1 protein-coding gene (running past one end of the window) is annotated in these 15,286 nt (G+C 73.0%); it reads left to right on the forward strand.

Going from position 1 to position 15,286, the window contains the following annotated elements; genetic code table 11:
• Positions 1-15,286: the 5' portion of a type I polyketide synthase gene (locus FH715_RS04720; protein ID WP_139640947.1), read on the forward strand. 14,045 nt of this gene lie beyond the right edge of the window; the window shows 15,286 of its 29,331 coding nt (coding positions 1-15,286); the start codon lies at positions 1-3; its stop codon lies off the right edge, out of view.

A 15,286-nucleotide genomic window follows, 5' to 3' on the forward strand; every position in this document is an offset into this window, starting at 1 on the left:
ATGGAGAACGAGGCCAGGCTCCGCGACTACCTCAAGCGGGCCACCAACGACCTGCGCAGCGCCCGCCGACGGCTGCGCGAGGTCGAGGAGCGGGAGCACGAGCCCATCGCCATCATCGGGATGAGCTGCCGCTACCCCGGTGGCGTCGAGTCGCCCGAGGACCTGTGGCGGGTGCTGGCCGACGGCACGGACGCCGTGACCGAGTTCCCCACCGACCGCGGCTGGAACGTCGAACAACTCCACCACCCCGACCCCGACCACGCCGGCACCTCCCTCACCCGGCACGGCGGATTCCTCCAGGACGCCGCCGACTTCGACCCCGAGTTCTTCGGCATCTCCCCCCGCGAGGCGCTGGCCACCGACCCCCAGCAGCGGATGCTGCTGGAGACCGCCTGGGAAGCGTTCGAACGCGCCGGCATCGACCCCGCCGGCGCCCGGGACAGCAGAACCGGCGTCTTCGCCGGCCTCGTCTACAACGACTACGCCAGCCGACTGCCCCAGGCACCGGCCGGCTACGAGGGCTACCTCTCCAACGGCAGCGCCGCCAGCATCGCCTCCGGCCGGATCGCCTACACCCTCGGCCTGACCGGCCCCGCCGTCACCGTCGACACCGCCTGCTCCTCCTCGCTCGTCGCCCTCCACCTCGCGATGGTCGCGCTCCGCCGCGACGAGTGCTCCCTCGCCCTGGCCGGCGGCGCCACCTTCATGTCGACACCCCGCACCTTCGTGGAATACAGCAGACAGCGGGCGCTCTCCGTCGACGGCCGCTGCAAGTCCTTCGCCGAGGGTGCCGACGGCACCGGCTGGGGCGAGGGCGTCGGGATGCTGCTGGTCGAACGCCTCTCCGACGCCCAGCGCAACGGGCACCCGATCCTCGCCGTGGTACGCGGCTCGGCCGTCAACCAGGACGGCGCCTCCAACGGCCTCACCGCCCCCCACGGACCGTCCCAACGCGCCGTCATCAACCAGGCGTTGGCCTCCGCCCGCCTCACCCCCGCGCAGGTCGACGCCGTCGAGGCACACGGCACCGGCACGACGCTGGGCGACCCCATCGAGGCGCAGGCGCTGCTCGCCACCTACGGCCAGGGCAGAGGCGAGGCGGAACCGCTCTGGCTCGGCTCCCTGAAGTCCAACATCGGCCACTCCCAGGCCGCCGCCGGCGTCGGCGGCGTCATCAAGATGGTCCTCGCCATGCGGCACGGCGAACTGCCGCGCACCCTCCACGTCGACGAGCCGTCCAGCCACGTCGACTGGTCGGCCGGCGCGGTCTCCCTGCTCACCGAGCACCGCCCCTGGCCCGAGACCGGCGAACCCCGCCGCGCCGGCGTCTCCTCCTTCGGCGTCAGCGGCACCAACGCCCACATCATCCTCGAACAGGCACCCCCCACCGACCAGGAACCCCCGGCCGCGACCGACCGGCCGCACCCCGCCACCGTGCTGCCCTGGCCGCTCTCCGGCCACACCCCCGAAGCGCTCCGCGCCCAGGCCGCACGGCTCGCCGCCGCCCTCGCCGACCGGGACGACACCCCCGCCGACATCGGCCACGCCCTGGCCACCACCCGCACGGCCTTCCCCCACCGCGCGGTGGTGGTGGCCGGTGAACGCGAGGAGTTCCTGGCCGCGTTGACCGCGCTGGCCGAAGGCCGCGACGACTCCCCCGGTCTGGCACTGGGACAGGCCACCCCGGGGCGGGTGGGATTCCTGTTCTCGGGGCAGGGCGCGCAGCGGTTGGGGATGGGGCGTGAACTCGCGGCTCGTTACCCGGTGTTCGGGGCGGCGCTGGATGAGGCGTTGGGGGAGTTCGATCCTTCGGTGGCCGAGGTGTTGTTCGGTGAGGACGAGGAGGCGTTGAACGAGACGGGGTTTACTCAGCCGGCGTTGTTCGCGGTGGAGGTGGCGCTGTTTCGGTTGTTGGAGTCGTGGGGTGTGCGGGCGGATGTTCTCGCGGGGCATTCGATCGGTGAGTTGGCGGCGGCGCATGTGGCGGGGTTGTGGTCGTTGTCGGATGCGGCGCGGGTGGTGGCGGCGCGTGCGGGGTTGATGCAGGCGTTGCCGGCCGGTGGGGCGATGGTGGCGGTGCGGGCGAGCGAGGCGGAGGTGTTGCCGACGCTGCCGGTCTCCGTCGGCATCGCCGCGGTCAACGGGCCTTCTTCGGTGGTGGTTTCGGGTGCCGAGGGTGATGTGGAGGCGGTGGCTGAGTACTGGCGCGGGGAGGGCCGCAAGGTGACGCGGCTGCGGGTGAGTCATGCGTTCCACTCGCCGTTGATGGATCCGATGCTGGAGGACTTCCGTCGGGTCCTGACCGAGGTCACCTATGGCACGCCGGCTTTGCCGGTGGTGTCGACGTTGACGGGTGGGTTGGTGTCGGCGGGGGAGTGGGCGGAGCCGGAGTACTGGGTGCGGCATGTGCGGGAGGCGGTGCGGTTCGCCGATGCTGTCGGCAGCCTGGTGGGTGAGGGTGTGTCGACGTTTGTCGAGGTGGGGCCTGGTGGGTCGTTGGCGGCGTTGGGGCAGGAGTCCGCGCCGGACGCGGTGTTTGTTCCGGTGTTGCGTGGTGGCCGTCCCGAGCCGGTGGCGGTGTTGCAGGGAGTCGGTCAACTTCACACGTGTGGTGTCGCGTTGGACTGGTCGGCGTTTTTGGCTGGTGGTGAGGCCGGGCGTGTGGAGTTGCCGACGTACGCGTTCCAGCGGGAGCGCTACTGGCTGGACGCGCCGACGCTGGTCGGCGATGTGGCGGCGGCCGGGCTCGGCGCGGCCGAGCACCCGCTGCTGGGTGCGGCGGTCGCGGTCGGCGGCACCGACGGGGTGCTGCTGACGGGCCGGCTGTCCGTGCGGACCCACCCGTGGCTGGCCGACTACGCCGTCAACGGCGCGGTGCTGCTGCCGGGCACGGCGTTCGTCGAGCTGGCGGTGCGGGCCGGCGACCAGGTCGGGTGCGATCTGGTGGAGGAGCTGACGCAGGAGAGGCCGCTGGTCCTGCCGGCGAGCGGTGCGGTGCGGGTGCAGGTGTGGGTGGGGGCGGCGGACGCCACGGGCGGGCGCGAGGTGACCGTCTACTCCAGCGAGGGCGAGTCCGACGACGACGGCCGTGCCTGGACCCGGCACGCCACCGGCGTGCTGCGGGAAGGCGCACCGTCGACCGGTGTGCCTCTCACCGAGTGGCCGCCGGCCGGCGCCAAGGTCGCCGACCTGGACGGCATCCACGACAGGTTGGCCGAGCACGGCTTCGACCACGGGCCGGTGTTCCAGGGACTGAGGGCCGCCTGGCGGCGCGAGGGCGAGGTGTTCGCCGAGATCGCCCTCCCCGAAGGAGTGGGGGTCGACGGCTTTGGGCTGCATCCGGCGCTGTTGGACGCGGCGTTGCACGCCGTTGGGTTGATGGGCGGCGAGGGCGGTCTGCCGTTCTCGTGGTCGGGTGTGCGGCTGTATGCGTCCGGGGCGAGTGTGCTGCGGGTGCGGCTGTCGGTCGCGGGATCGGGTGGTGTGTCGTTGGCGGTGGCGGATGGTGTGGGGGCTCCGGTGGCGTCGGTGGATGGGGTGGTGTTGCGTCCGGCGTCGGTGGAGCGGGCCGATGTGGAGGGGCTGCTGGGCGTGGATTGGTTGGCTGTGCCGGTGGCGGAGGGTGAGGTGTCGGGGTCAGGTGAGGTGTTGGTGGCGGTGTGCCCGACGGGTGCGGGGACTGATCCGGTTGCCGGGGCTCGTGCTGCGGCGGGTTGGGCGTTGGAGACGGTGCGGGGCTGGTTGGCGGAGGAGAGCGCGGTTGACGGGCGGTTGGTCGTCGTTACTCGTGGCGCGGTGGTGACCTCTGCCGACGATGCGGTGGCGGGGGATGTGGCGCAGGCGGCGGTGTGGGGGTTGGTGCGGTCGGCGCAGTCGGAGAACCCGGACCGGATCGTGCTGCTCGACCTGGACGTGGACGTGGACCTGGCCGATCGGGCGGCGTGGGATGCGGTGCTGCCGGGTGTGTTGGCCACCGGTGAGGCCCAAGTGGCGTTGCGGGGCGGTGAGATACGGGTGCCGCGACTTGCCAGGGTGGAGCGGCAGGTCGTTGAGGATGCTGGTTTTGGTGCGGGTGAGGTGTTGGTGACGGGGGCGACGGGGACCCTGGGTGGTCTCGTCGCGCGGCATCTGGTGGCGGAACGCGGGGTCACGCGCCTGTTGTTGGTGAGCCGGCGCGGTGCGTCGGCCGAGGGCGCGGAGGAGTTGCGCGAGGAACTGCGGGCGGCGGGGGCGGAGGTGACCTTCGCGGCCTGTGATGTCTCCGAACGGGCGGCTGTGGCTGCCTTGTTGGCTGAGCGCGAGGTGACGGCCGTGGTGCACACGGCTGGCGTGCTGGACGACGGGACGATCGGTTCGCTCACCCCCGAGCGGATCGACACCGTCTTCCGGCCGAAGGTGGACGCCGCGTGGCATCTGCACGAGCTGACCCGTGACCGGGAACTGTCGGCGTTCGTGCTGTTCTCCTCCGCCGCCGGTGTGCTGGGCGGTCCTGGGCAGGGCAACTACGCGGCGGCCAACGCGTTCCTCGACGCGCTCGCCCAGCACCGACGCGCCGCCGGGCTGCCCGCCACCTCCCTCGCCTGGGGACTGTGGGCCGACACCGAAGGCATGGCCGGTGGCCTGGACGCCACCGACGTGCGGCGGATCACCAACGCCGGCATGGTGCCCATCGGCGCCCAGCAGGGCCGGGCGCTCTTCGACGCGGCCGGTTCGACCGACCGGGCCGTGCTCGTTCCGCTGCCGCTCGACCTGCCGACCTTGCGCCGGCAGGCCCGCAGTCAGCCCGTGCCGCCGCTGCTGCGCGGACTGGTGCGGGCCCCCGCGCGCCGCACGGCCGCCGCCGGCTCCTCCGTCGCCGTCGCCGGGTCCGCGCTGGCCCAGTCGCTGGCCGGGCTGACCGCCGCAGAGCGGGAGAAGGCGCTGCTGAACCTGGTGCGCGACCGGGTGGCCGCCGCACTCGGCCACAGCTCCACGCGGGCCATCACGCCCGACCGCCCGTTCAGGGAACTCGGCTTCGACTCGCTCAGCTCGGTCGAACTTCGCAACCGGCTCAACACGGCCACCGAACTGCGCCTGCCCGCCACCCTCGTCTACGACTACCCGACGCCCGCCGCGCTCGCCGCGCACCTGGGCGCCGAACTGCTCGGCGGGGTGCTGGCCGCCGCCCCCGAGGGGCCGGCACCCGCCGCCACGGACGAGCCGATCGCCATCGTCGGCATGGCCTGCCGCTTCCCTGGCGGCGTCGAGTCCCCCGAGGACCTGTGGCGGCTGGTCGTCGAGGGCGGCGACGCCGTCACCGACTTCCCCACGGACCGCGGCTGGGACCTGGCGGCGCTCTACGACCCGGACCCCACCCGCTCCGGCACCTCTTACAGCCGGCTCGGCGCGTTCCTCGACCTGGCGGCCGAGTTCGACCCCGCGTTCTTCGGGATCTCGCCCCGCGAAGCGCTCGCCATGGACCCGCAGCAGCGGCTGCTGCTGGAGACCGCCTGGGAGGCGTTCGAACGCGCCGGCATCGACCCGCACGCGGTGCGCGGCAGCCGGGCCGGGGTCTTCGTCGGCACCAACGGCCAGGACTACGCGAAGCTGGCGTCCGCCCAACCTGACGTCGAGGGCTACGCCGGCACCGGCAACGCGGCAAGCGTCGTCTCCGGCCGGATCTCCTACACCTTCGGCCTCGAAGGCCCGGCCGTCACGGTCGACACCGCCTGCTCCTCCTCGCTGGTCGCCCTGCACTCCGCCGTGCAGGCGCTGCGGTCGGGGGAGTGCGAGCTGGCGCTGGCCGGCGGCGTGACGGTCATGTCGACGCCCGCCGCGTTCATCGAGTTCAGCCGGCAGCGCGGGCTCGCGTTGGACGGCCGCTGCAAGGCGTTCGCCGACGGCGCGGACGGCACCGGCTGGGGCGAGGGCGTCGGGCTGCTGCTGGTGGAGCGGCTCTCCGACGCCCAGCGCAACGGGCACCAGGTGTTGGCCGTGGTGCGGGGCTCGGCCGTCAACCAGGACGGCGCGTCCAACGGCCTCACCGCGCCCAACGGCCCCTCCCAACAGCGCGTCATCAGGCAGGCGTTGGCCGCGTCGGGGCTCACCGCCGCGGAAGTGGACGCGGTCGAGGCGCACGGCACCGGGACCCGGCTCGGCGACCCCATCGAGGCGCAGGCGCTGCTCGCCACCTACGGCCAGGGCCGGCCTGCCGACCGGCCACTGTGGCTGGGCTCCGTGAAGTCCAACATCGGCCACACCCAGGCCGCCGCCGGTGTCGCCGGGGTCATCAAGATGGTCCTCGCCATGCGGCACGGCGTGCTCCCCGGCACGCTGCACGTCGACGAGCCGTCCAGCCATGTCGACTGGTCGGCCGGTGCGGTCTCCCTCCTCACCGACCGGCGCGCCTGGCCCGCCGTGGACCGCCCCTGGCGGGCCGGTGTGTCGTCGTTCGGGTTCAGCGGCACGAACGCTCACGTCATCGTCGAACAGGCCCCGGAGCCCGCGGAGGCCGTCGAGTCGGCCGCGCCCGTTGAGCGGTTGCCGGTGGGGACGGTGTTGCCGTGGGTGTTGTCGGCGCGTGATGCGGGTGCCCTGCGGGGGCAGGCGGCGCGGCTGGTGGAGGTGCTCGGGGACGAGGAACTGGTCGATGTGGGGCGGGCGTTGGTGACGTCGCGGGCGTTGTGGGAGCACCGTGCGGTGGTGGTGGCCGGTGAGCGCGAGGAGTTCGTCGCGGCGTTGACCGCGCTGGCCGAGGGCCGTCCCAGCGGCGCCGTCGTCCGGGGCGAAGTCCCCGACGAACCGGGTCGGGTGGGATTCCTGTTCTCGGGGCAGGGCGCGCAGCGGTTGGGGATGGGGCGTGAACTCGCGGCTCGTTATCCGGTGTTCGGGGCGGCGCTGGATGAGGCGTTGGGGGAGTTCGATCCTTCGGTCGCTGAGGTGTTGTTCGGTGAGGACGAGGAGGCGCTGAACGAGACGGGGTTTACTCAGCCGGCGTTGTTCGCGGTGGAGGTGGCGCTGTTTCGGTTGTTGGAGTCGTGGGGTGTGCGGGCGGATGTTCTCGCGGGGCATTCGATCGGTGAGTTGGCGGCGGCGCATGTGGCGGGGTTGTGGTCGTTGTCGGATGCGGCGCGGGTGGTGGCCGCGCGTGCGGGGTTGATGCAGGCGTTGCCGGCCGGTGGGGCGATGGTGGCGGTGCGGGCGAGTGAGGCGGAGGTGTTGCCGACGCTGCCGGTCTCTGTCGGCATCGCGGCGGTCAACGGGCCTTCGTCGGTGGTGGTTTCGGGTGCCAAGGGCGATGTGGAGGCGGTCGCCGAGCACTGGCGCGGTGAGGGCCGCAAGGTGACGCGGCTGCGGGTGAGTCATGCGTTCCACTCGCCGTTGATGGATCCGATGCTGGAGGACTTCCGTCGGGTCCTGACCGAGGTCACCTATGGCACGCCCACCCTGCCGATCGTCTCCACCCTCACCGGGCGGTCCATATCGGTCGAGGAGCTGAGCGATCCCGCCTACTGGGTGCGGCATGTGCGGGAGGCGGTGCGGTTCGCCGATGCTGTCGACAGCCTGGTGGGTGAGGGTGTGTCGACGTTTGTCGAGGTGGGTCCTGGTGGGTCGTTGGCGGCGTTGGGGCAGGAGTCCGCGCCGGACGCGGTGTTCGTTCCGGTGTTGCGCGGTGGTCGTTCGGAGCCGGTGGCGGCGTTGCAGGGAGTGGGTCAACTCCACACGCGTGGTGTCGCGTTGGACTGGTCGGCGTTTCTGGCCGGTGGTGAGGCCGGGCGTGTGGAGTTGCCGACGTACGCGTTCCAGCGGGAGCGCTACTGGCTGGACGCGCCGGCGCTGGTCGGCGATGTGGCGGCGGCCGGGGAGCGGATGTCGCTGGTGGAGGCCGGGTTCTGGGACGTGGTGGAGGACGGTGACCTCGCCGAGCTGGCACGCACCCTGGAGGTCTCCTCGGACGATCCGCTGAGCGCGGTGCTGCCCCGGCTGGCCGCCTGGCGCCGCGAACAGCGGGACCGGGCACTGTCTGACGGGTGGCGGTATCGGGTGGAGTGGCGGCCGGTGGCGGCCGGGGATGCGGTGTTGGCGGGGGAGTGGCTGGTGGTGGCGCCTGCCGGCGAGGAGCGCGCCGCATGGGTGCGTGAGGCTCTGGCCGCGCGGGGTGCGCGGGTGCGTGTGGTTTCGGTTGAGTCGGGTGTGGGGGACTGGTCGGAGCGGCTCTCGGGTGGGTCCGATCTGGCGGGTGTGGTGTCGTTGTTGGGGTTGGTTGACACGGTGGCGTTGCTTGGTGTGGGGCTTTCGGTTCGGGTGTGGGCGGTGACGTCGGGTGCGGTGGCGGCGGTGGCGGGGGATGTGGTGGGTGGTTTTGAGCAGTCGATGGTGTGGGGTTTGGGTCGGGTTGCGGGGTTGGAGCAGGCGGAGCGTTGGGGTGGTCTGGTTGATTTGCCGGAGGGGGAGTGGGACGAGCGGTCGGGTGAGTTGCTGGCCGCTGTTTTGGCCGGTGGTGGTGGTGAGGATCAGGTGGCGGTGCGTGAGGGTGGGCTGTTGGGGCGTCGTCTGGTGCCGGCGCCGCGTGGTTCGTCTGTGGCGGCGAGGGGTGGTTGGTCGCCGGGTGGCACGGTGTTGGTGACGGGTGGGCTGGGTGCTTTGGGCGGGCGTGTGGCGCGTTGGTTGGCGGCGAATGGTGCGGAGCGGTTGGTGTTGGCTGGCCGTCGGGGTGGTGCGACGGCGGGTGCCGACGAACTGCGTGCCGAGCTGGTGGGGTTGGGTGCGGAGGTGACGTTCGCGGCCTGTGATCTGACCGATCGGGACGCCGTCGCCGAACTCCTCGACGAGATACCGTCGTTGACCGCCGTCGTGCACGCCGCCGGCATCGAGCGTTCGGCCGCCGTCGCCGAGCTTGACGCGACCGATCTCGCCGAGGTGCTGGCCGCGAAGGTGGATGGTGCGCGTCATCTGCACGAGCTGCTGGCCGACCGGCCGTTGGACGCGTTCGTGGTCTTCTCGTCCATCGCCGGTGTCTGGGGCAGCGGTGGTCAGGGCGCCTACGCCGCGGCCAACGCCTATCTCGACGCGCTGGTCGCGCACCGGCGGGCGGTCGGTCTGCCGGGCACGGCCGTGGCGTGGGGCCCGTGGGACGGCGGCGGCATGGTCGCCGACGCCGGCGGCGACGCGGCCGGCCGGCTGCGCCGCCTCGGCCTCGCGCCCCTCGCCCCCGAGCCGGCGATCGCCGCCCTGGCCGCCGCGCTGGAGGGCGACGAAGGCAACGTCGTCGTGGCGGACGTCGACTGGGAACGTTTCGCCGGCACGTTCATGGCGCAGCGTCCCAGCCCGCTGCTGGGTGAACTGCCCGCTGTCCGCGCGGCGTTCGAGACCGAGACGACCGAGCCCGTCACCTCGGCGTTGGCCCGGCGGCTGGCGGGGCTCGACGAGGCGGAGCAGGAGCGCCAACTGACGGAACTGGTCAGGGCCGAGGCCGCCGCAGTCCTCGGGCATGTCTCGGGGGAGGCGTTCTCCGCCACCCGTGCCTTCCGCGACCTGGGCTTCGACTCGCTGACCGCGATGGAGCTGCGGAGCCGGCTCAACGAGGCGACGGGCGTGGCGCTGCCGGCGACCCTGGTCTTCGACTACCCGACCGCCGCCGCCCTCGCCACCTTCCTACGCACCGAACTCTCCGGCGCCGACCCGGCGGTGGCGGCCCTCACCGTGCCGGCCGTCGCGCCCGGCGTGACCGACGAGCCGATCGCCATCGTCGCCATGGCCTGCCGCTACCCCGGCGGGGTCACCTCGCCGGAGGAGCTGTGGCGGGTGCTGGTCGAGGGCGGCGACGCCGTCACCGACTTCCCCACGGACCGCGGCTGGGACCTGGCCTCGCTCTACGACCCGGACCCCGGCAACCCCGGCACCACCTACAGCCGGGTGGGCGCCTTCCTCGACGGGGTCGCCGACTTCGACCCCGGGTTCTTCGGGATCTCGCCGCGTGAGGCGGCGGCGATGGATCCGCAGCAGCGGCTGCTGCTGGAGACCTCCTGGGAGCTGCTGGAGCGCGCCGGCGTCGACCCGGAGGCGCTGCGCGGTGAACGGGTCGGCGTCTTCGTCGGCTCCAACATGCAGGACTACGGCCGAATACTGGGCGACGCGGCCGAGGACACCGGTGGCTACGCCGCCACCGGCAGTTCGGCGAGCGTCATGTCGGGGCGGCTCTCCTACACGTTCGGTTTCGAGGGCCCGGCGGTCACGGTCGACACGGCCTGCTCCTCCTCGCTGGTCGCCCTCCACCTCGCCGTGCAGGCGCTGCGGTCCGGCGAGTGCGAGCTGGCGCTGGCCGGCGGCGTCACGGTCATGTCGACTCCGGGCGCGTTCGTCGAGTTCAGCCGGCAGCGCGGGCTTGCCGTCGACGGCCGTTGCAAGGCGTTCGCGGACGGCGCGGACGGCACCGGGTGGGGCGAGGGCATCGGGATGCTCTTCGTGGAGCGGCTCTCGGACGCCCGGCGGAACGGGCACGAGGTGTTGGCCGTGGTGCGGGGCTCGGCCGTGAACCAGGACGGTGCGTCGAACGGTCTGACGGCGCCGAACGGTCCTTCCCAACAGCGGGTGATCCGGCAGGCGTTGGCGTCGGCCGGGCTGACGGCCGCCGAGGTGGACGTGGTCGAGGCGCACGGCACCGGCACCACGTTGGGCGACCCCATCGAGGCGCACGCCCTGCTGGCCACCTACGGGCGGGAGAGGCCCGCCGACCGGCCGCTGTGGCTGGGCTCGGTGAAGTCCAACATCGGTCACACCCAGGCCGCCGCCGGTGTCGCCGGGGTGATCAAGATGGTCCTCGCCATGCGGCACGGCGTGCTGCCGCGCACACTGCACGTGGACGAGCCGTCCAGCCATGTCGACTGGTCGGCCGGCGCCGTCTCCCTGCTCACCGACGAGCGGGCCTGGCCCGCCGTGGACCGGCCGTGGCGGGCCGGGGTGTCGTCGTTCGGGTTCAGCGGCACCAACGCGCACACCATCATCGAGCAGGCCCCCGCCCCGGCGCCCGAGTGGGAGCCGGAGCCCGTCCGCGACTGGCCCGAGGGCGCGGTGCTGCCCTGGGTGCTGTCTGCCCGGAGCGAGACGGCGCTGCGGCAGCAGGCCGAGCGGCTCGGCGTCGACGTCGCCGAACTGGACCCGGCGGATGTCGGCTACGCGCTCGCCACCTCCCGGTCGGCGCTCGAACAGCGCGCCGTGCTGGTGGCCGACGCCCCGGAATCGTTCCGTGAGGCGCTGGCCGCGCTCGCCGAGGGGCGGGCGAGCGGCGCCGTGATCCGGGGCGAAGTCCCCGACCAGCCCGGCCGGTTGGGCTTCCTCTTCGCCGGGCAGGGCGCGCAGCGGCTCGGCATGGGCCGTGAACTCGCCGCCCGCTACGCGCTGTTCGCCGAGGCGCTGGACGAGGCGTTGGCCGAGTTCGACCCCGCGGTGCGGGAGGCGCTGTACGGCGACGACGAAGCGGCGCTGAACGAGACGGGGTTCACCCAGCCGGCGCTGTTCGCGGTGGAGGTGGCGCTGTTCCGGCTGTTGGAGTCGTGGGGAGTGCGGGCGGACGTGCTCGCGGGCCACTCGATCGGTGAACTGGCCGCCGCGCATGTGGCCGGTCTCTGGTCGCTGTCGGATGCGGCGAAGGTGGTGGCGGCGCGTGCCGGGTTGATGCAGGCGTTGCCGCCCGGTGGGGCGATGGTGGCCGTGCGGGCGAGCGAGGCCGAGGTGCTGCCGACGCTGCCGGCCTCCGTCGGGATCGCCGCCGTCAACGGGCCGTCTTCGGTAGTGGTTTCGGGCGACGCGGAAGAGGTTGAGGCGGTCGCCGAGCACTGGCGTGGCGAGGGGCGGAAGGTCACCCGGCTGCGGGTGAGCCACGCGTTCCACTCCCCGCTGATGGACCCGATGCTGGACGACTTCCGCCGGGTGCTCGAAGGCGTCAGCTACCACGCCCCGTCGCTGCCCGTCGTCTCGACGTTGACCGGTCGCCTGGTGTCGGCCGAGGAGTGGGCGGACCCGGAGTACTGGGTGCTGCATGTGCGGCAGGCGGTCCGTTTCGCCGACGCCGTCACCTCGTTGACCGGCGAGGGCGTGACCACCTTTGTCGAGATCGGCCCCGGCGGGACGCTCTCCGCGCTGGGCCTGGACAACGCGCCCGACGCGGTCTTCCTGCCGGCGTTGCGCGCCGAAAGGCCGGAGGAGAGCGCGCTGGTCAGCGCGGTCGGCGCGCTGCACGCGCGGGGCGTGACGGTCGACTGGCCGGCGTTCTTCGCGGGCAGCGGCGCCCGGCGCGTCGCGCTGCCCACCTACCCGTTCCAGCGGGAGCGGTACTGGCTGGCCGCCGCGGCCCCCGACGCGGGCGGCGACGCGCGGATGTCGCCGGTGGAGGCGCGCTTCTGGGCCGCGGTGGAGGACGGCGACCTCGCCGAGCTGGGGAACGCCCTGCAACTGTCGTCGGACGATCCGCTGAGCGCGGCACTGCCCCGGCTGGCCGCCTGGCGCCGCGAGCAGCAGGACCGGTCGGTTTCTGAGGAGTGGCGGTACCAGGTGGAGTGGCGGCCGGTGGCCGCCGGGGACGGGGCGTTGGCGGGCGACTGGCTGGTGGTGGCGCCTGCCGGCGAGGAGCGCGCCGCATGGGTGCGTGAGGCTCTGGCCGCGCGGGGTGCGCGGGTGCGTGTGGTCTCGGTTGAGTCGGGTGTGGGGGACTGGTCGGATCGGCTGGCCGGACTGCCCGAACTGGCGGGTGTCGTCTCGCTGTTGGGGCTGCTTGCCCCCGGTGAGGAGACCGTGCCCGCCGGGATCACGGCGACCGTGGCGTTGCTGCGCGCGCTGGGTGCGGCGGAGCCTTCGGTTCGGGTGTGGGCGGTGACGTCGGGTGCGGTGGCGGCGGTGGCGGGGGATGTGGTGGGTGGTTTTGAGCAGTCGATGGTGTGGGGTTTGGGTCGGGTTGCGGGGTTGGAGCAGGCGGAGCGTTGGGGTGGTCTGGTTGATTTGCCGGAGGGGGAGTGGGACGAGCGGTCGGGTGAGTTGCTGGCCGCTGTTTTGGCCGGTGGTGGTGGTGAGGATCAGGTGGCGGTGCGCGGTGGGGAGTTGTTGGGGCGTCGTTTGGTGCCGGCGCCGCGTGGTTCGTCTGTGGCGGCGGGGGGTGGTTGGTCGCCGGGTGGCACGGTGTTGGTGACGGGTGGGCTGGGTGCTTTGGGCGGGCGTGTGGCGCGTTGGTTGGCGGTGAATGGTGCGGAGCGGTTGGTGTTGGCTGGCCGTCGGGGTGGTGCGACGGCGGGTGCTGAGGAACTGCGTGCCGAGTTGGTGGGGTTGGGGGCGGAGGTGACGTTCGCGGCCTGTGACCTGACCGACCGGGACGCCGTCGCTGAACTCCTGGACGGCATACCGTCGTTGACCGCCGTGGTGCACGCCGCCGGGATCGAGCGTTCAGGGCTGCTGTCCGACGTGGACCCCACCGATCCGGGCGAGTTCGCCGAGGTGTTCGCGGCGAAGGTGGATGGTGCGCGTCATCTGCACGAGCTGCTGGCCGATCGGCCGTTGGACGCGTTCGTGGTCTTCTCGTCCATCGCCGGCATCTGGGGCAGCGGCCGGCAGAGCGGCTACGCCGCGGCCAATGCCTATCTCGACGCGCTGGTCGCGCACCGGCGGGCGGTCGGTCTGCCGGGCACGGCCGTGGCGTGGGGCCCGTGGGCCGACGGTGGCATGGTCGCCGACGCAGGCGGGGACGTGGCCGGGCAGCTGCGGCGCCTGGGGCTGCCGGCGATGGCGCCGGCGGTGGCGATCGCGGGCCTGGCCGCCGCGCTGGAGCACGGTGACGGCAACGTGGTGATCGCGGACGTCGACTGGGAACGTTTCGCCGGCACGTTCATGGCGCAGCGTCCCAGCCCGCTGCTGGGTGAACTGCCGGCCGTCCGCGCGGCGTTCGAGACCGAGACGGCCGAGCCCGTCACCTCGGCGTTGGCCCGGCGGCTGGCGGGGCTCGACGAGACCGAGCGGCGACGGCAGCTGACGGAACTGATCCGCGACGAGGCCGCCGCCGTACTCGGCCTGGCCTCCGGCGCGGGCATCCCGGAGACCCGTGCCTTCCGCGAGCTGGGCTTCGACTCGCTGACCGCCGTCGAACTGCGCGGCCGTCTCAGCGAGGCGACGGGTGTGGCGCTGCCGGCGACCCTGGTCTTCGACTACCCGACCGCCGCCGCCCTCGCCACCTATCTGCACACCGAGCTGACCGGCGCGAGCGCCGCCGTTCCTGACGCGCCGGCCGCGGTCGTCGGCGTCACGGACGAGCCGATCGCGATCGTCGGGATGGCCTGCCGCTTCCCCGGCGGCGTCGAGTCGCCCGAGGACCTGTGGCGGCTGCTCGTCGAGGGCGGCGACGCCGTCACCGACTTCCCGGCCGACCGCGGCTGGGACCTGGCCTCGCTCTACGACCCCGACCCGGACGCGGTCGGCACCACCTATCTGCGGCTGGGCGCGTTCCTCTCCGACGCGACCGGCTTCGACGCCGACTTCTTCGGGATCTCGCCTCGTGAGGCGCTGGCGATGGATCCGCAGCAGCGGCTGCTGCTGGAGACCTCCTGGGAGGTCCTGGAGCGCGCCGGCATCGACCCGGCCACCCTACGTGGCGAACGGGTCGGCGTCTTCGTCGGCTCCAACGTGCAGGACTACGGCACGCTCTTCGGCGGCGCGACCGAGGAGGTCGGCGGCTATCTGGCCACCGGCAACGCCGCCAGCGTCATCTCGGGTCGCCTCTCCTACACGTTCGGTTTCGAGGGCCCGGCCGTCACGGTCGACACGGCCTGCTCCTCCTCGCTGGTCGCCCTGCACCAGGCGGTGGCCGCCCTGCGGTCGGGGGAGTGCGAGCTGGCGCTGGCCGGCGGGGTGACGGTCATGTCGACTCCGGGCGCGTTCGTCGAGTTCAGCCGGCAGCGCGGCCTTTCGCTGGACGGTCGTTGCAAGGCGTTCGCGGAGAGCGCGGACGGCACCGGGTGGGGCGAGGGCATCGGGATGCTCTTCGTGGAACGGCTTTCGGACGCCCAGCGGAACGGGCACCAGGTGTTGGCCGTGGTGCGGGGCTCGGCCGTGAACCAGGACGGTGCGTCGAACGGTCTGACGGCGCCGAACGGGCCTTCCCAACAGCGGGTGATCCGGCAGGCGTTGGCGTCGGCCGGGCTGTCCGCGGCGGAGGTGGACGTGGTCGAGGCGCACGGCACCGGCACCACGTTGGGTGACCCCATCGAGGCGCAGGCGCTGCTCGCCACCTACGGGCGCGAGAGGTCAGGCGACGAGCCGCTGTGGCTGG

The organism is Streptomyces sedi (genome assembly GCF_006335015.1).
GTDB classification, from domain to species: Bacteria; Actinomycetota; Actinomycetes; order Streptomycetales; family Streptomycetaceae; genus Streptomyces; species Streptomyces sedi.